The organism is Paracoccus haeundaensis, assembly GCF_006239215.1.
Classification (GTDB): domain Bacteria; phylum Pseudomonadota; class Alphaproteobacteria; order Rhodobacterales; family Rhodobacteraceae; genus Paracoccus; species Paracoccus marcusii.
Map to the genome: position 1 here is coordinate 50,732 of NZ_VDDC01000015.1, position 17,930 is coordinate 68,661.

The following is a 17,930-nucleotide window of genomic DNA, read 5'->3' on the forward strand; positions in this document are numbered from 1 at the left end:
CCAACCGGGGGGCCGGATGGCAAGCGGGTCAGGCGGGACGGCGCCGCCCCTCGGCCAGCCAGCCGGTCAGGATCAGCCCCGCGATCAGCGCCAGCCATCCCCATCCGGGCAGCAGCGGCCGGCGGTCCAAGCCAGTGACGGTCGCGGCATCGCGCGGGGTGACGCCGATCCAGGGGCCGCCCAAGCCATCGCCGCTGGCCGCCCGGCCCGCACGCGTCTGGCGCAGGTCCGGCACGCCGTCGGACAGACGCTGAACCGATCCGCCGCTGGCCTCGACCAAGGGTGTCAGCAGAGGCGCGTCGGCCACCGTCTCCTCGAATTCGCGGGGCGCCGCGGGGCCAAGCGCCAGCACGCGGCGCATGTCGCCATCGGCCAGACGATACAGGCCGGGTTCGGGCGCGGTCCAGTCCGCGACGAACCGGCCCGGGCCGTCGGCGGCCAACGGGACCTGACTGATGCTGCCGTCGGGGGCGGTGACCTGCAGCGGTCCGGCGCTGTCCTGCATCGTGCGGCGGGTGAACCGCACGGCCAGACCGTCGCGGACATCCGCCAGCAGTGCCTCCTCCTCCAGCTCGGGTTCCTTCATCGACCAGTGAGCGATGCGGCGCAGCAGCTCCAGCTGCGGGCCGCCCCCCTCGAACCCGCGCCCCCAAAGCCAGACCTGGTCCGAGGTCAACAACGCGACGCGCCCCTCTCCGACCCGGTCCAGGATCAACAGCGGCTTGTCCTCGGCCCCGGTCATGGCGACCTGGGCGTCGCCTGTGGGCGTGACCTCGGACAGGCGCAACCAGCGGCCCCAATCGGGTGCGTCGGGATCGGGGCCGCCCAGGCCCGCGGTCACCGGATGGCGCCGCCCCTCATCGGTCAGGCGCGGCGTGAACGGCTGGTCGATGACGCGACCGGTGGGCCGAGCAGGCAGGATCGGCCCCAGAGGCGACAGGTTCAGGCTTTCGACCGACGCCATCTCGGGGCCGGCCGACACCAGGATCGCGCCGCCGTCCTCGACGTATCGGGCGATGTTCATGTAGTATTCGGGCGGCAGAATGCCCCGCACGCTGTAGCGGTCAAAGATGATCAGGTCGAAATCATCGATCCGTTCCAGGAACAGTTCCCGCGTCGGAAAGGCGATCAGCGACAACTCGTCCACCGGGACGTCGTCGAACATGATTTCAGGCGGGCGCAGGATAGTGAAATGGATCAGATCGACCGCCGCGTCCGATTTCAGCAGGTTGCGCCAGGTACGCTCGCCCGCATGGGGCTCTCCGGACACCAGCAGAACACGCAGGCGGTCGCGCACCCCGTTGATGCTGATGGCGGCGGCGTTGTTGCGGTCGGTCAGCTCTCCGGGTGCGTCGTCCAGCGCGATCTGCACAACGTTCTGGCCGGCATGGCCGGGCGTCACCGGCAGGGACAGGCTGGTGTTCAGGGGAACGGCGACGGTCTGCTCGTCCTCGCCGTCCACGGACAGGCGCAGGGTGACGCTGCCGGTGCGGCTGGCCTCGGGGACCAGGCCCTGATCCTCAACGCGCAGGCGGATGGTGACCTCCTCCCCGATCAGGCCAAAGGCCGGGGCCTCCTCGATCACCAGGCGGCGGTCCCAGTCCTGCGGCTGACCGGTCAGCAGCACGTGCAGCGGCGCCGCCATCCCCTGCGGCAGCATCTGCGGGTCGTGCAGGCGGCCATCGGTGACGGCGATCACCCCGGCCAGCCTGGCATCGGGTTCGGCGGCGATGGCGCGCGACAGGGCGGTCGCCAGCGCCGTGCCGTCATCGCTGTCGCCCACGGTCACGCGGCGCAGGTCGGTCCCGGGCAATGCGGCGATGCCCGCGGACAGGTCGTCCACCGCCTGATCGACCTGTGCGGCGCGCCCCGGCAGGGCTTGGCTGGCAGAGCGGTCATCCAGCAGGATCACGATGTCGGACAGGGCCGCGCGGGTGCCCAGCTCCAACGCCGGACCGGCCAGGGCCAGCGCCGCGGCCAGCCCTGCCAAGCCGCGCCATGCCCAGCCCCGCATCCCGCGCCACAGCGCGAAGGCCGCGACCAGCACCGCCAGCGCGGCCAGCATGCCGATGGCCCACCACGGCAGGGCCGGGTCGAACCGCAGCTGGGTCAGGGATGTCATGGTGCCAGGATCTCCTCGGTCCGCAGGCGGTCCAGCAGGGCGGGCACATGCACCTGGTCGGATTTATAGTTTCCGGTCAGCACGTACATGACCAGGTTCACGCCGAACCGAGCCGCCATCTCTCTCTGGCGGTCACCCTCCCAGCCCTGTCCGATGGGATAGGCGGCATAGCCGTCGGCGTTGACCGCCCAGGCCTCGGCCCAGGAATTGCCGCCGATGATGACCGGGCTGACCCCGTCGTTCAGCTGGCGGAACGGCACGCCGGCCTCGGCCTGGGACGAGACGGTCGGGGCCTCGGCCCAGACCGGATTGCCCTGCCAGCGGCCTGGAAAGTCGTCCAGCAGATAGAATGTCCGCGTCAGCACGTGATCATCGGGAATGGGCGCCAGGGGCGGGATGTCCAGCGGCGCGGCCAAGTGGCGCAGCGCCTGCGACATGTCGGGGCCGCCGACACCCGCGATGTCGCCGTCGCGGGTGTCGAACAGGATCATTCCCCCCGATCGCAGAAAGGCGTTCAGCCGCAGATAGGCCTGTGGTGCGGGCGCGGGCTGTGCATCGGTGATGGGCCAGTACAGGAACGTCAGCAGCGACAGGTCGTCCTGGTCCAAATCGATCCCGATCGGCTGTCCCGGCTCGACCGAGGTGCGACTGCGCAGCGCCTGCGACAGCCCGGTCAGACCCTGTTCGGAGGCCTGATCGATCCGCGCGTCACCCGTCACGACATAGGCCAGCGCCACGTCGGCCGCGGCCCGCATCAGATCGGGGTCCAGATCCTGCGCCTGCGCCCGCGGGCCCGGCAGCATCGCCAAAACAAGCGCGACCGCCGCCATGGCCCCTCGCCTGCGTCCGCGCCCCAGCCAAGCCGACCCGATGGCATCCAGCGCCAGCAGCAGCGCCACCGCGGCCAGCAGCGCGCCCTTCAGGTCGCGTCCCGGCGTGGCGGCGACGGCCTCGACCGTGGCACCGGGCCAGGTCGCCCGCACGAAGGGACCGCCCGCGTTCAGCGCCCGGCGCCGCTCGCCCGCCGCATAGATGCCCGCGGGGCGGTCGGGGCCCGTCCCCTGCGCCAGATCGGCGGCGGGCACCGGGGTCAGGCCCTGGGCCTCGGCGGGACGCCCGAACCCGTCCAGCACGGCCTCGGGCGTCCAGAAGGTTTGGGTCAGGTCCTCGGTCGCAGCCTCGGACGGCGACAGGCGGGCGGTTGCGACAAGGCGCTCCATCATCTGCGGGAACAGGCCCGACAGCGGCAGGTTCGACCATTCGGCATTGGCTGTCACATGGACCAGCACGACCTGCCCCTGGCCAAGCCGGTCGCGGGTGATCAGCGGCGTGTTGTCGGACAGCGACGCGATGGTGCGCCCCGCCAGATCGGGCGCGGGCTGGGCCATCAGCTGCGCGCGGACGGACACATCATCCGGCACGGGTAGGCCCGCAAAGGGACCGTCATCGGGGAACGGCGCCAGCCCGCGCGGGTCGCCCCAGGACAGCGCACCGCCGATGTCGCGCCCGCCCTGGCGCAGCGCCACGGGCAGCAGCGGTTCTTCGGCCAGGCGGTCGTAACCGGCCATGCGCGGCCCCGCAAAGCGGATCAGCAGCCCGCCTTCGGCCACCCATTGCGTCAGGTCCAGCGTCTCAGCCAGCTGCACCTGATCGGCCAGCACGATCACGTCGGGCGCGGTGTCCAGGACATCGCCCAAAGCGCCTTCGACCAGGTCGGTCGTGGGGGCCAGCGCCTGGCGCAGATAGTGGGTCTGGGCCAACAGCTGCTGGCCTTCGGCAAGCGGATCGCCGACCAGGGCCACCTTGCGGCGGCGCACGCGGTCATCCGCCAGAACGACCGCGCCGGCATGGTTTTCGGCCTCGATCTGAAAGCGGGTGATCCGGTTGCGCAGTTCGGGCGGCAGGTCGATCGCCACGGGGCGGACGGTCAACCCGTCGGCATCCGTCGCGTCGCCGGGCGTGAGGCTGGCCAAGGCGCGTTCGATCCCTTGCGGATCGGGGCCGATGGCCTGGATCGCCGGGGCGGCATCATCAACCGAGGTCAGCGTCAGCGACGGCGTGTCGCCCGACGCCAGCGCCAGCGTCCGCAGCGGACGCGCGGGCGGCACGACCGTCACCGGGCCGCGATCCGCCAGGGCCGCCAGCCACGCCGCGCGGTTCGGATGATCGGTCCCGTCCGCGATCCACAGCGTCGACAGCGACCCCTCCGGCGCATCGGCCAGCGCGGCGCCCGGATCGTCGGGCAGGCGCGTCGACCAGGGTTGCGGCTGCGCCGCGCGCAGGCCGGACAGCAGGGCATCGGCGGGCTGGAACGCCAGTGCTCCCTGACCCCGCCCGTCGGCCATCAGCAAGGCCGCGGGCCGGCCCGCGGCGGCGGCATCCGTCAGGGCGGTTTCGACGCGTGTCTGGCGGGCCGCCCAATCAGGCGCGGCGGCAAAGCCCGCATCCATCACGATCAGCAACGGCCCGTCGGCCGCGGGCTGCACCACGGGGCGCCAGACGGGCCCCGCAAAGGCCAGGATCGCCGCCGCCACCGCCGCCAAACGGATCAGCAGCAGCCACCATGGCGTGCGGCTGGCGATGGGCGCGCGATCGACAAGCCCCGCCAACAGGGCGACGCCCGGAAAGATCACCCGCCTCGGCGCGGGCGGCATGGCGCGCAGGATCACCCACAGGACCGGCAGTGCGATCAGCGCGCCCAGCAGCCATGGCGCGGCGAAACCCAGGGGCCCCAGCAGCAGCATCAGCGCGCCCCCTGCCCCAAAGCCTGCCACAGCCAGTTCAGCGCCTGTGCGGGGTCGGCGTCCGTCAGATGCGTGCCGAACTGCCAGCCTGCCCGCCGCGCCTGCCCCTCCAGCCAAGCCTGTCGTTCGGCCAGCCGGGCCAGATAGGCCGCGCGCAGCCCGCCGGCATCGCGGCTGTCATGCCGCAGGCTGCCAGAGCGGAACTCGACCGCGCCGTCATAGGGAAAATGTGCCTCGTCCGGGTCCAGGATCTGGAACAGCAGGCCCGACAGGCCCAGGCCCGCCGCCTGCGCCAGCAGGTCCGCAACCCAGCCCGGATCGGTCAGGAAATCCGACAGGATCACCACCCGCAGGTTCGGTCGCAGGGCGTGGGCCGGGGCGGCATCCTCGGCGGCGGTACCCGTGGCCAGCTGTTCCGCCAGGCGGTCGGCCTGGATGCGGCCGGCCCGTGCGGGTTGGCCCAGCAGCCCGACCTTTTCTCCCCCGCGCAGCATCAGCATGCCAAGCGCCAGTGTCAGGATCTGACCGCGTTCGGCCTTGGTCGGGCGGTCGGGCCCGCCGGTGAAATCCATGCCGGGCGCGCGCGACAGCCACAGGGCGGCGGATTGCGCCGTCTGCGCCTCGCGGTCGCGCACGAACTGGCTGTCGGACCGGCCGGAGCGCCGCCAGTCGATGCTGCGCGCGCCGTCGCCCGCGCCCGCGGGGCGGTACTGCCAGAAATCCTCTCCGGGACCGGCGCGGCGCAGGCCATGGGCGCCCGGGGCCACCATCGCGGCCAGCCGTTCGGCCGACAGGATCAGGCCGGGCAGATGCCCGGCGACCCCTTCGGCCCGCGCGCGCAGATCGGTGGGCGTCACGCTCATGCGGCGCGACGGGTGCCGATGCGGTCGTCCAGCAGGCGGCCGATCACCGCGTCGACCGTCTCTCCGCGGGCGCGGGCGGCGAAGGACAGCGCCATGCGGTGCCGCAGCACGGGCGCCGCCATCGCGGCCACGTCGTCCAGCGTCGGCGCATAGCGGCCGTTCAGCACGGCACGCGCGCGGCTGACCAGCATCAGCGCCTGCGCGGCGCGCGGACCCGGCCCCCAGGTCAGCGCATCGGTGACGAAGGACGCGGCCTCGGGTGCACCGGGGCGGGCGGCGCGGACAAGGTCCAGGATCGCCTCGACCACGGTCTCTCCGACGGGCATCTGGCGGATCAGGCGTTGTGCCGCGATCAGCTGGTCGGGGGTGAAGGCCGCGTGCGGGGTGTCATCCTCCAGCCCCGTGGTGGCGATCAGGATCTGGCGTTCGGTGTCGCGGTCCGGGTAATCGACGTCGATCTGCAGCAGGAACCGGTCCAGCTGCGCCTCGGGCAGCGGATAGGTGCCCTCCTGCTCGATCGGGTTCTGGGTGGCCAGGACGTGGAACGGACGGCCCAGGGGGCGGTGCTGGCCGCTGATGGTGACCTCGCGCTCCTGCATGGCCTGCAGCAGGGCAGATTGGGTGCGGGGGCTGGCACGGTTGATTTCGTCGGCCATCAGCAGCTGGGTGAAGACCGGCCCCTCGATGAAACGGAACGCCCGACTTCCGTCGGGCCGCGCGTCCAGGACCTCGGACCCCAGGATGTCGGCGGGCATCAGGTCGGGCGTGAACTGGATGCGGGCGCTGTCCAGACCCAAGACGGTGGACAGCGTGTCGACCAGCATGGTCTTGCCCAGGCCCGGCTGCCCGATCAGCAGCGCGTGTCCCCCGGACAGGATCGACGCAAGGACCTGTTCGACCACCTCGTGCTGGCCCACGAAACGGCGTTCGACGCTGGCACGGGCATCCGACAGGCGGGCGGCCAGGGCCTGGACCTCTTGCACCAGAAATTCGTCCGACGTCATGACATTGCCCCCGCGCTGGTTTAAGGAAAGCATAGGCAGTCCAGACACAGGCGACCAGATCGAATGGCGGAAAACGGTGACAAAAGCGTGAACCCCGACGGGCTGGCCCAAGCCGCGGCGATCGCGGCCAAGGACGGGCCTGCGCCCGTGCATCTGTGGAACCCGCCCTATTGCGGAGAGATGGACCTGACCATCTGCGCGGACGGCACCTGGCTGCACGAAGGCACGCCCATCGGACGCCCCGCGATGGTGCGCCTGTTCGCCAGCATCCTGAAGCGTGAGGGCGACCGATTTTACCTGGTCTCTCCGGTCGAGAAGATCGGCATCCGGGTCGAGGATGCGCCCTTCCTGGTCACCGATGCCGACATCGCCCAGGACGTGATCACCTTCGTCACCAACATGGGCGAACGGGTGACGGCAGGTCCGGATCACGCGATCATCATCCGCGGCACGGCCGAGGTTCCGCGGCCCTATGTCCATGTGCGCGGCGGGTTGGAGGCGCTGATCGACCGCAAGACCTTCTACCGCCTGGCGGCCGCGGCCGATCCCGGGCCCGACGGGCGCGCGGCGGTGCGGTCCGGCAGACAGTCCTTCGCACTGGAGCCCTGAATGCCGCAGTTCGCAGCCAATCTGACGACACTGTTCACCGAACTGCAGATGATCGACCGCTTTGCCGCCGCGGCCGAGGCCGGGTTCACCGGGGTCGAGATCCTGTTCCCCTATGACATCGCGGCGCAGGACCTCTATCGCGCGTCGGTCAAGACGGGGCTGCCGATCGTGCTGATCAACGCGCCGCCGCCGAACTGGGCCGGCGGACCGCGCGGGTTTGCCGCCGTTCCGGGGCTGGAGGATCGCTTTCGTCGCGATTTCGAACGCAGCCTGCGCGTGGCGCAGGCGCTGCGCGCGCGTCACATCCACGTTATGGCCGGTCGCGCCGAGGGTGCTCAGGCGCTGGAGACCCTTGTCGCGAACCTGTCCTGGGCCGCGGACCGCGCCCCCCATGCCAGCCTGACGATCGAACCCGTGAACGACACCGACATGCCGGGATATTTCCTGACCGATTACGGCATGGCCATCGACATCATCGACCGCATCGCCGCGCCGAACCTTGGGCTGCAGCTGGACACCTATCACGCACAGGTCATCACGGGCGACATGCAGGCCTGCTGGCGCAAGGTCGCCCCGCTGGTGCGCCACATCCAGATCGCGGGCCATCCCGGTCGGAACGAGCCCGACGTCGGCACCCTGGATTATCCCTCCCTGTTCGCGGAGCTGGACGACTGGGGGTATCGCGGCTGGGTGTCGGCCGAATACGCCCCCGTCCGAACCACCCAGTCCGGATTGGGGTGGCTGCACGTCGCCGGTTGAACCCGCGCAACATCCGGTCGGATTTTCCTGTGCAACAGGGAACTTGCGCGCAGCGTGGTCCGTTTGCTGACAGATGCGTCGCCGTGTCGCGCCCCCGCACGCGGCAGACGCCCAAAGCAAAGGGAAAATGCCATGAACTCGATCATCTACATTGTCGGCCTGGTTGTCGTCGTCCTGTTCGTCCTGTCGTTCCTCGGCCTGCGTTGAGGGTTAACAGCATGAACGAAAACCTCGAAGCAGCCGGCACCGGCTCGCGCCCCCATGTCGACTGGGCATCCATCCTTGCCGGTGCGGCCATCGCCGCGGGCGCCTCGGTCGTCTTCACGGGCTTCACGGCTGCCATCGGCCTTGGTTCCGTCTCGGCAGAGCCGGGCGAAGGTCTGGGCACGTTCGCCCTGATCCTGGTCGGCCTGTTCGCCTTCGCGTCCATGGTGGCCGTCTATGGCCTGGGTGGATACGTGTCGGGGCGGATGCGCCGTCGCACTCATTCCGGTGAGGACCAGACGGATGCACGCGACGGCATCCATGGCCTGACCGTTTGGGCGATCGGCATGATCCTGACCGGCATCCTGGCCGCAGGCGCGGTGTCCAGCGGCGTCCGCGCGGCCGGCAACGCGGCTTCGACCGCGGTCGAAGCTGCAGGTTCCGCCGTGGGTGGTGCCGTGCAGGGCGCGGGCCAACTGGCCGGCGGCGTGGTCGGTGGCGTTGGCCAGATCGCTGGCGGTGCCGTCAGCGGCGTCGGTCAGTTGGCTGGCGGCGCGATCTCGGGCGCCGGTGAGGCCGCTGGTGGTCAGGACATGGGCGGCAATCCGCTGGACTATGTGACCGACCGTCTGCTGCGCAGCGAGGCTGCGGCACCGGATCAGTTCTCGAACGAGGCGATCCGCAACGAGGTCACCGGCATCCTGGGCACCGTTCTGCGCACGGGCGAGGTGGCCGATGACGATCTTGACTATCTGCGCGACGCGCTTGCCGCCCGTACCGACCTGACCCCGGCCCAGATCGACGCCCGCGTCGAGGAAGCCGTGACCCAGGCTCAGGACCTGCGTGCCGAAGCCGAAGCCCGTATCGAAGAAGCGCGGACCCAAGCCGAGGAAGCCGTAGCCGCTGCCGAACAGCGCGCCCAGGAACTGCAGGCGCAAGCCGAACAGCAGCTGCAGGAGGCACAGGATGCCGCCATCGCCGCTGCCGAATCCGCCCGCCGCGGTGCGGTGTGGAGCGCGCTGTTCCTGGCCGTGTCGTCGCTGGTTGCCGGTCTGGCCGCCTGGATGGGCGCAATCAAGGGCGGTTCGGACCGCGATGCCGGTCGCGTCTGGGGTGGCCTGTCGCGTCGCCGCACCTGACGGACGTCTTCGTCCGACGCGACGGAAATGTGACAAGCATGGCCCCCGACCCCCGTGTCGGGGGCCATGCGCATTTGCGGGCTGGCATTCGCGGCCCTTATCGGCTAGGGCAGCCGCGAAACCTACAGATTAAGGCCGTCATGGATATCCGCAACATCGCCATCATCGCTCACGTCGACCACGGCAAAACCACCCTGGTGGACCAGCTGCTGCGTCAGTCGGGCTCCTTCCGCGACAACCAGGCCGTCGCGGAACGCGCGATGGACAGCAACGACATCGAACGTGAACGCGGCATCACCATTTTGGCCAAGGCAACCTCGGTCGAATGGAAGGGCACGCGCATCAACATCGTCGACACGCCCGGCCACGCTGATTTCGGCGGCGAGGTCGAACGCATCCTGTCGATGGTGGACGGCGTCTGCCTGCTGGTCGACGCGGCCGAAGGCCCGATGCCCCAGACCAAGTTCGTGACCTCCAAGGCACTGGCCCTGGGCCTGCGCCCGATCGTCGTGCTGAACAAGGTCGACAAGCCCGCAGCCGAGCCCGACGAGACGCTGAACGACGTGTTCGACCTGTTCGCCAACCTGGGCGCCAGCGACGAGCAGCTGGACTTTCCGCATGTCTATGCCTCGGGCATCGGCGGTTGGGCCGACGCGACGCTGGACGGCGAGCGCAAGAACATGGACGCGCTGTTCGACCTGATCCTGAAGCACGTCCAGCCGCCCAAGCAGATCACTCGCGCGGACGAGCCGTTCCAGATGCTGGCGACCACGCTTGGCGCCGACGCCTTTCTGGGCCGTCTGCTGACCGGTCGCGTCGAGGCGGGCACCGCCAAGGCCGGCGACACGCTGAAGGCGCTGTCGCGCGACGGCGAGCGGCTGGAGCAGTTCCGCATCAGCAAGATCATGGCGTTCCGCGGCCTAACACAGACCCCGATCGACGTGGCCGAGGCCGGTGACATCGTGACGATCGCGGGCATGGCCAAGGCCACCGTGGCCGACACGCTGTGCCACCCGGACGTGATGGAGGCCCTGCCCTCGCAGCCGATCGATCCCCCGACCATCAGCGTCACCTTCGGCATCAACGACAGCCCGCTGGCCGGCAAGGACGGCAAGAAGGTCCAGAGCCGCGTGATCCGCGAGCGACTGATGAAGGAAGCCGAGATCAACGTCGCCATCAAGGTCGAGGACACCCCCGGCGGCGAGGCCTTCGTTGTCTCGGGTCGCGGCGAACTGCAGATGGGCGTCCTAATCGAGAACATGCGCCGTGAAGGGTTCGAGCTGTCGATCAGCCGCCCGCGCGTGATCTACAAGGAAGAGGACGGCCAGCGCCTTGAGCCGATCGAAGAAGTCATCATCGACGTCGATGACGAATACACCGGCGTGGTGATCGAGAAGCTGACCGGCGACCGCAAGGGCGACCTGGTCGAGATGCGTCCCGCCGGCGTCGGCAAGACGCGCATCGTGGCCCATGTCCCGTCGCGTGGCCTGATCGGCTATCAAGGCGAGTTCATGACCGATACGCGCGGCAACGGCGTGCTGAACCGCATCTTCCACGGTTGGGCGCCGCACAAGGGTGCCATCCAGGGCCGTCGCCAGGGCGTGCTGATCAGCATGGAGAACGGCGTGTCCGTATCCTATGCGCTGTGGAAGCTGGAAGATCGCGGCAAGTTCTTCATCGGCGCGCAGGAAGAGCTGTACCAGGGCATGATCATCGGCGAACACAGCCGGGACAACGACCTTGAGGTGAACCCGCTGAAGGGCAAGCAGCTGACCAACGTCCGTGCCTCCGGCACAGACGAGGCCGTCCGCCTGACGCCCCCGGTCCGCCAGTCGCTGGAAGAGGCGATCGCCTATATCAACGACGACGAGCTGGTCGAGGTCACGCCCAAGAACATCCGCCTGCGCAAGCGGCACCTGGATCCGCACGAACGCAAGCGCGTCGCACGGTCCGGCGCCTGATACGCATCCACCGCAAGGTTGCTGAAATCACAGGTCCGCGTGCCCCCCGGCACGCGGACCTGTCCATTTAGATATGTCGCCAAGGCGACACTTCGTGCTATGATTGTCTTATCCGAATTGCGCACCCGTTTAAGATGCACAAATTTGGTTGCTACATAGATTCCACGGCTGCTTTTCTGGGGCATTCTGGCCCTAAATCACATTCAAGTCATCTGTTTTCGTTTGGCCCACCCCGCAACGGATCGGATTGCATCGTGATGAAACACCTGTCGGAACGCCGTGACCCCAGGGGTCTGCACGACCGCGCCATCAGTGCCGCGATGACGCTTGTCCTGGACCAACGCCGCCAGCCCCCCACGATTGCCGATATTGCCGAAGCCGTCGACGAACCCGTCGAACGGGTCCGTGCCTTGTTCGCCGATGAACGCGCCCTGCTGGTGGCCAGCGTCGAACAGGCGCTGGTCGTGCTGATCGACAGCTGCACCCGCGCGGTGGTCCGCGTCGATCCCGACGACCCCGTCGCGCAGTTCCTGAGCCTGGGCGACACCTATCTGGATTGGGCCTGCCGCTATCCCGCGCAGTTCAGGCTGCTGCAGGACTGCGATCTGACCAACGCGCGGCACGAACCCATCCTGCGGCGCTATACCGACAGCATCGCCGATCTGACGCTGCGCATGCTGGCGCGGGCCCGCGATACCGGTCGCCTGCACCCGCGCGAGGATATCGCGATGCTGGCCCTGTCCGCGCGCTGCTATGTGGTGGGGCTTGCGCGGCTGGTTCTGGACGGCCGCCTGAAGGATTGGACCGAAGAGCGCGATTCCCTGACCACCGCCAAGCATCTGACGCATGATTTCGTGCATCGGATGGCGCGCAGCAGCCAGCCCCATATGGCCGGCATGTGACGGATTAGCCCCTTTCGGACCCATGGTGCTTGCGGTATCCCGGTTGCAACCTGTGAATGACCGAAGAGAGCAGCCGTGACCGATTACATCATCAAGGACATTGCGCTGGCCGAATACGGCCGCAAGGAACTGGACATCGCCGAGACGGAAATGCCCGGCCTGATGGCGCTGCGTTCCGAATACGGCGAGGCCAAGCCGCTGGCGGGCGCCCGGATCGTCGGCAGCCTGCACATGACCATCCAGACCGCCGTCCTGATCGAGACGCTGACCCATCTGGGCGCGGATGTCCGTTGGGCGTCCTGCAACATCTATTCGACCCAGGATCACGCCGCTGCCGCCATCGCCGCCGCGGGTGTCCCGGTCTTCGCCATCAAGGGGCAGAGCCTGGCCGAGCATTGGGATTACCTTGATCGCTCGTTCCAGTTCCCCGCGGGACCGAACCTGATCCTGGATGATGGCGGCGATGCGACGCTGTACATCCTGCTGGGCGCCCGCGCCGAGGCCGGCGAGGACGTGATCCCCGTGCCGCAGTCGGACGAGGAGACCGTCATCAAGGCGCAGATCGCCAAGCGTCTGGCGCAGTCGCCCGGCTGGTTCACGAAGATGCGCGACCAGATTGTCGGCGTGTCCGAGGAGACGACAACCGGCGTCCACCGCCTGTACGACCTGCAGAAGAACGGCCAGCTGCCCTTCCCCGCGATCAACGTGAACGACAGCGTGACCAAGTCGAAGTTCGACAACAAGTACGGCTGCAAGGAATCCCTGGTCGACGGCATCCGCCGTGCCACCGACGTGATGATGGCGGGCAAGGTCGCCGTCGTCTGCGGCTATGGCGACGTGGGCAAGGGCTCGGCCGCCAGCCTTCAGGGCGCCGGCGCCCGCGTGAAGGTGACCGAGGTCGATCCGATCTGCGCGCTGCAGGCCGCGATGGACGGGTTCGAGGTCGTGACCCTGGAGGATGTGGCCGACAGCGCCGACATCTTCATCACCACCACCGGCAACCGCGACGTGATCCGGCTGGAGCACATGCGCGCCATGAAGGACATGGCGATCGTCGGCAACATCGGCCATTTCGACAACGAGATCCAGGTCGCGGCGCTGCGCAACCACAAATGGACCAATATCAAGGACCAGGTGGACATGATTGAGATGCCTTCGGGCAATCGCATCATCCTGCTGTCGCAGGGGCGCCTGCTGAACCTGGGCAATGCCACGGGCCACCCGTCCTTCGTGATGTCGGCCAGCTTCACCAACCAGGTGCTGGCGCAGATCGAGCTGTGGACCAAGGGCGACGACTACAAGCCCGGCGTCTACATCCTGCCCAAGGCGCTGGACGAAAAGGTCGCGCGGCTGCACCTGGACAAGATCGGTGCCAAGCTGTCCGTGCTGTCGTCCGAACAGGCCGCCTATATCGGCGTGACGCCGGAGGGCCCCTTCAAATCCGACCATTACCGGTATTGATGTCATGACAGAATACTCGACCTTCACCTCGGAATCCGTGTCCGAGGGCCATCCCGACAAGATCGCCGACCAGATTTCGGACGCGATCCTGGACGCCATCCTGGCCGAGGACGCGCGCGCCCGCGTGGCGTGCGAGACCATGGTCAAGACCGGCGTCGCCATCATCTCGGGAGAGATCACCACCAGTGCCTGGGTGGATCTGGAATCCATCGTGCGCGGTGTGATCACCGACATCGGCTATAATTCATCGGATGTGGGCTTTGACGGGGCAACCTGTTCGGTCATCAACATCATCGGCAAGCAGTCGCCCGAGATCAACCAGGGCGTCGACCGCGCCAGCCTTGAGGAGCAGGGCGCAGGCGACCAAGGCCTGATGTTCGGCTATGCCAGCGACGAGACCGACGTGCTGATGCCCGCTGCGATCACCTATGCCCATCGCCTGGTCGAACGCCAGGCGGCGGTGCGACGCGACGGCACCCTGCCCTGGCTGCGCCCGGATGCCAAATCGCAGCTGACGCTGCGCTATGACGCCGACGGCCGCCCCGAGGGGATCGACGCGGTCGTGCTGTCCACCCAGCACAACCCCGAGATCAGCCTGGCCGACCTGCGCGAGGCGGTGATCGAAGAGATCATCCGCCCGGTCCTGCCTGCGGAATGGCTGTCGGATGCGACCAAGTTCTTCATCAACCCCACCGGCAAGTTCGTCATCGGTGGTCCCGTCGGCGATTGCGGCTTGACCGGGCGCAAGATCATCGTCGACAGCTATGGCGGCATGGCCCGTCATGGCGGCGGCGCGTTCTCGGGCAAGGATCCGTCCAAGGTCGACCGCTCGGCGGCCTATGCCGGCCGTTGGGTTGCCAAGAACATCGTGGCGGCCGGTCTGGCCAAGCGCTGCGAGATCCAGGTCAGCTATGCGATCGGCGTGGCCGAGCCCACCTCGATCAGCCTGAACTGCTTCGGGACCGAAACCGTGCCGGTCGACCGGATCGTCGCGGCTGTGCGCGAGGTGTTCGACCTGCGCCCGTTCGCGATCATCCGCGAACTGGACCTGCTGCATCCGATCTATCGCCCAACGGCCAGCTATGGCCATTTCGGTCGCGAACCCTATGCGCTGAACGGGGCGACCGCGTTCAGCTGGGAACGCACCGACAAGGCAGAAGCGCTGAACGCGGCGCTGAGCTGAATGACGAAGGCCGCCCCACCGGGCGGCCTTTTTCCTTGTCATCCATACAACTTGCGGGCCCGATCCTCGAAAGCGCGGACGATGCGGGACATCGCCTCGTGGAAGACGACGCCGATCAGGCGTTGCAGGATCGCGTTCTTGAATTCGAAATCGACGAAGAACTCGACATGACAGCCCCCTTCCGGGCGATCCTTGAAGGACCAGCCGCTGCGCATGTACTTGAACGGGCCGTCCAGATATTCCGTGTCGATCTTCCAGACGCCGTCCTGCTCGGGCCACAGGACGACCCGGCTTCCAAAGCGTTCGCGAAAGACCTTGAAGCTGATGACCAGATCGGCGGCGATCTCCTCCGCGCCGTCGGGGCGGGTGGTGCGCGTCCGGATGCGGGCCGCGCTGTTCCAGGGCAGGAATTGCGGATAGCTTTCGATGTCGGCCACCAGATCGTACATCTGGCGGGCACTGTAAGGAAGGTTGCGGCTGTCGCGGTGGTTCGGCACGGGCTATCGCTCTTGAGTTTCGTCGCGGCGTCTGTTTCGATTCGGCACCGATTTAACAGGCAGGACGCGCGATGAACATGATATGGCTGCTGCGTGCGGCAAAATGGGCGCGCAACCCTCCCAGTGCCAAGATGGTCAAGCTGGTGATCGCCGTGATCGCGATCGGGCTTGCGCTGCTGGCTTTGGAAAAGCTGGGCTGGTGGCCGGACTGGGCCACGCAGGACCAACGCCCGCACCGCCTGCCCCGCTGACGGTCAGTCGCGATCGCGAATGGCGACCGGACGGGGCTTGGGCGCACCCAATGCCAAGGTGATGGCGAAAGCGGTCAGAAGGCCCGCGAAAGTCAGAATCAGGGTCATCATTTCCTCCGGTCTGTTTGGTGTCGGGATCACAGGGCCCCGGCACCGAACGTGTTACATTGTCTCATGTCGCCCGAGTCGAACCCGCGCATCAGCCATTCCTGACGCTGCGCCGCGCTGCCGTGGGTGAAGCTGTCGGGCATGGGGGTCCGGCCCGCACTGGCCTGGATCACGTCATCGCCGACGGCCTCTGCTGCGCGCATCGCCTCGTCCATATCGCCAACGTCCAGGGTGCCGAAACGTTCCTGCGCCTGGCGCGCCCAGATGCCGGCATAGCAGTCAGCCTGCAACTCGGTCGCGACGGACAACTGGTTGGCCTGCGTCTCCGAAAGGCCCGGCTGCTGCGCGGCGCCAAGGGTGCCGGTCAGGTTCTGGACGTGATGCCCCACCTCGTGCGCAATGACATAGGCTGCGGCGAAATCGCCCCCCGCGCCCATGCGATCCGCCATCATGTCGAAGAAGTCGGTGTCCAGATAGACGCGCTGATCGCCGGGGCAGTAGAACGGACCCATGGCCGACGACGCACCACCGCAGGCCGACCGCACCACGCCGCTGAACAGGACGAGGGTCGGGTCCTGATAGGCGACGCCCGCCTGCTGCTGCAGCACGGGCTGCCAGACCTCTTCGGTGTCGGCCAGAACCACGCTGACGAATTCGCCCCATTCCTGGTCGCGCTGGCTCAGTTCGGCGGGCTGCCCGCCGCCCTGATCCAGACCCTGGACCAGCGGCGTCACGTCGATCCCGAAGAAGTAGCCGACCGCCAGAACCACCAGCGTGCCCGCCACGCCCAATCCGCCGACCCCGGCGCGGCCCATGCTCCGCCGATCCTCGACATTTCCGCTGCCCCGTCGTCCGCGCCACTGCATGCCCTGGTCCCCCTGCTGGCTGTCGCCCCGAACGCCCCGCCCCGCCGGGGGTTCCCGCCAACCATCACAGCGCCGCGACGGGCGTGCAAGGCGCTTGACGCGACGGCCCTGCGGGGGGATGCACGGGGCACGCGACAAAGGGGCGGACATGCTGCGCAGGCTATACGACTGGACCATGGGGCTAGCGTCCCATCGCCACGCGAACGCGTCGCTGTTCACAGTCAGCTTCATCGAAAGTTCGGTCTTTCCGATCCCGCCCGACGTGCTGATGATCCCGATGGTGCTGGCGCAGCGGGCGCGGGCCTGGGCCATCGCCTTCATCGCCACGGCGGGGTCGGTTCTGGGCGCGCTGCTGGGATACGCGATCGGCGCGATCCTGATGGACAGCGTCGGCATGTGGGTCCTGACCATGTACGGCAAGGAGGCCGCGTTCGACGACCTGGCCGCGCGCTTTGCCGAGTTCGGCGGTTGGGCGGTGCTGGTCGCGGCGCTGACGCCCTTTCCGTTCAAGGTCATCACCATCTTTTCCGGCGCCGTGGGCTTTTCGTTGCCCCTGTTCGTGCTGACCAGCATCATCGGCCGCGCGGGGCGGTTCTATGTCGTGGCCGGGCTGCTGTGGCGGTTCGGTCCGCCGATTCGCGATTTCATCGAACGTCGGCTTGGGCTGATGTTCTCCATCTTCATGGCCTGCCTGATCGGCGGCTTTGCGGCGGTGAGGTACCTGTGACGGGCATCAGGCTTTCCCTTCTGGCGGGCGCGGGGTCCGCGCTGCTGCTGATCGCGGCGCTTGGCTTCCAGGCGGCGGGCTATGCCCCGTGCGAGCTGTGCATCCTGCAGCGCTGGCCGCATGTGGCGGCGGCGGGCATCGCGGCGCTGATCTGGCTGACCGGCCGGGTGCGGGCGCTGGCGGTTCTGGGGATGATCGCGGCGGGTGCGGCGATGGGGCTTGCGATCTATCACGTCGGGGTCGAGATGACCTGGTGGGCCGGACCGGCGCATTGTTCGGGCGGCGTGGGCGATCTGTCGCGGATGACCACGCAGGACCTGATGGCCCGCCTGCAATCCGCCCCCGTGGTCCGCTGCGACGAGATCGCGTGGCAGTTCATGGGGGTGTCGATGGCAGGATGGAACGCGATCCTGTCGGCGGGTCTGGCGGGCCTGTGGGCAGTGGCCGCCCGCAAGGGCGCCTGAGGTCCCCGCAAGGCGTGATTTCCTGACCTTGGGGGCGGGGCGCGATTGCCCCCTGCGGCAGGCTCG

16 protein-coding genes are annotated in these 17,930 nt (G+C 68.3%); 10 read left to right on the plus strand and 6 right to left on the minus strand.

The window, feature by feature from the left end; all coding sequences use genetic code 11:
* Positions 1–28 precede the first annotated feature (28 nt).
* The 4 genes from FHD67_RS09730 to FHD67_RS09745 are packed head-to-tail and all read right to left on the minus strand — an operon-like array spanning position 29 to position 6,733.
* A complete protein-coding gene (locus tag FHD67_RS09730; RefSeq protein WP_176695096.1) occupies positions 29–2,122 on the minus strand; it encodes a hypothetical protein in 2,094 nt (697 codons plus the stop codon).
* Positions 2,119–4,866 carry a DUF4159 domain-containing protein gene (locus FHD67_RS09735; protein WP_139598587.1) on the minus strand — a complete coding sequence of 916 codons (2,748 nt, stop codon included), beginning with the start codon at positions 4,864–4,866 and terminating at the stop codon, positions 2,119–2,121. The genes FHD67_RS09730 and FHD67_RS09735 overlap by 4 nt, the downstream gene beginning before the upstream one ends.
* Complete coding sequence (locus tag FHD67_RS09740; RefSeq protein WP_139598588.1) at positions 4,866–5,729, minus strand: DUF58 domain-containing protein; 864 nt, start codon at positions 5,727–5,729, stop codon at positions 4,866–4,868. The genes FHD67_RS09735 and FHD67_RS09740 overlap by 1 nt, the downstream gene beginning before the upstream one ends.
* Positions 5,726–6,733 carry an AAA family ATPase gene (locus FHD67_RS09745; protein ID WP_045980722.1) on the minus strand — a complete coding sequence of 336 codons (1,008 nt, stop codon included), beginning with the start codon at positions 6,731–6,733 and terminating at the stop codon, positions 5,726–5,728. Before FHD67_RS09745 ends, FHD67_RS09740 begins: the two co-directional genes overlap by 4 nt.
* 63 nt (positions 6,734–6,796) lie before the next feature.
* Here FHD67_RS09745 and FHD67_RS09750 point away from each other — a divergent pair, with 63 nt between their 5' ends.
* The 7 genes from FHD67_RS09750 to metK all read left to right on the plus strand — a co-directional run bounded on the left by FHD67_RS09750 (position 6,797) and on the right by metK (position 14,951).
* Positions 6,797–7,342: a DUF1285 domain-containing protein gene (locus FHD67_RS09750; protein WP_045999192.1), complete on the plus strand. Its 546-nt coding sequence runs from the start codon at positions 6,797–6,799 to the stop codon at positions 7,340–7,342.
* Complete coding sequence (locus FHD67_RS09755) at positions 7,343–8,101, plus strand: hydroxypyruvate isomerase family protein (RefSeq protein WP_045999191.1); 759 nt, start codon at positions 7,343–7,345, stop codon at positions 8,099–8,101. It abuts the gene before it with no gap.
* 218 nt (positions 8,102–8,319) lie between these two features.
* Positions 8,320–9,444 (plus strand): hypothetical protein, encoded by a 1,125-nt coding sequence (locus FHD67_RS09760; protein ID WP_045980725.1) that lies wholly within the window; start codon positions 8,320–8,322, stop codon positions 9,442–9,444.
* Positions 9,445–9,584: 140 nt separating this feature from the next.
* Positions 9,585–11,405 carry a translational GTPase TypA gene (gene typA / locus FHD67_RS09765; protein WP_045999190.1) on the plus strand — a complete coding sequence of 607 codons (1,821 nt, stop codon included), beginning with the start codon at positions 9,585–9,587 and terminating at the stop codon, positions 11,403–11,405.
* Positions 11,406–11,662: 257 nt separating this feature from the next.
* Entirely contained in the window at positions 11,663–12,307 is a 645-nt protein-coding gene (locus FHD67_RS09770) for a TetR/AcrR family transcriptional regulator (RefSeq protein ID WP_045999189.1), read from the plus strand.
* Between the two features lie 75 nt (positions 12,308–12,382).
* Complete coding sequence (gene ahcY, locus FHD67_RS09775; RefSeq protein ID WP_139598589.1) at positions 12,383–13,768, plus strand: adenosylhomocysteinase; 1,386 nt, start codon at positions 12,383–12,385, stop codon at positions 13,766–13,768.
* A gap of 4 nt (positions 13,769–13,772) precedes the next feature.
* A complete protein-coding gene (gene metK / locus FHD67_RS09780) occupies positions 13,773–14,951 on the plus strand; it encodes a methionine adenosyltransferase (protein ID WP_139598590.1) in 1,179 nt (392 codons plus the stop codon).
* Positions 14,952–14,989: 38 nt separating this feature from the next.
* On the opposite strand, the gene FHD67_RS09785 is transcribed toward metK, so the two are convergent.
* The gene (locus FHD67_RS09785) at positions 14,990–15,448 is read right to left on the minus strand and encodes a type II toxin-antitoxin system RatA family toxin (protein WP_045999186.1); all 459 of its coding nucleotides are present in this window, start codon (positions 15,446–15,448) and stop codon (positions 14,990–14,992) included.
* Positions 15,449–15,519: 71 nt separating this feature from the next.
* On the opposite strand from FHD67_RS09785, the gene FHD67_RS09790 reads away from it, so the two are divergent.
* On the plus strand, positions 15,520–15,699 hold the full coding sequence (locus FHD67_RS09790; protein ID WP_127898487.1) for a hypothetical protein: 180 nt from the start codon (positions 15,520–15,522) through the stop codon (positions 15,697–15,699).
* A 137-nt stretch (positions 15,700–15,836) separates the two neighbouring features.
* On the opposite strand, the gene ypfJ is transcribed toward FHD67_RS09790, so the two are convergent.
* Positions 15,837–16,673 (minus strand): KPN_02809 family neutral zinc metallopeptidase, encoded by an 837-nt coding sequence (gene ypfJ / locus FHD67_RS09795; protein WP_139598591.1) that lies wholly within the window; start codon positions 16,671–16,673, stop codon positions 15,837–15,839.
* A 148-nt stretch (positions 16,674–16,821) separates the two neighbouring features.
* On the opposite strand from ypfJ, the gene FHD67_RS09800 reads away from it, so the two are divergent.
* Together FHD67_RS09800 and FHD67_RS09805 are read left to right on the plus strand one after the other, a co-directional pair.
* Positions 16,822–17,400 carry a YqaA family protein gene (locus tag FHD67_RS09800; RefSeq protein ID WP_139598592.1) on the plus strand — a complete coding sequence of 193 codons (579 nt, stop codon included), beginning with the start codon at positions 16,822–16,824 and terminating at the stop codon, positions 17,398–17,400.
* Positions 17,397–17,864, plus strand: coding sequence for a disulfide bond formation protein B (locus tag FHD67_RS09805; RefSeq protein ID WP_045980734.1), 468 nt, complete (start codon positions 17,397–17,399; stop codon positions 17,862–17,864). Before FHD67_RS09800 ends, FHD67_RS09805 begins: the two co-directional genes overlap by 4 nt.
* Positions 17,865–17,930 lie beyond the last annotated feature (66 nt).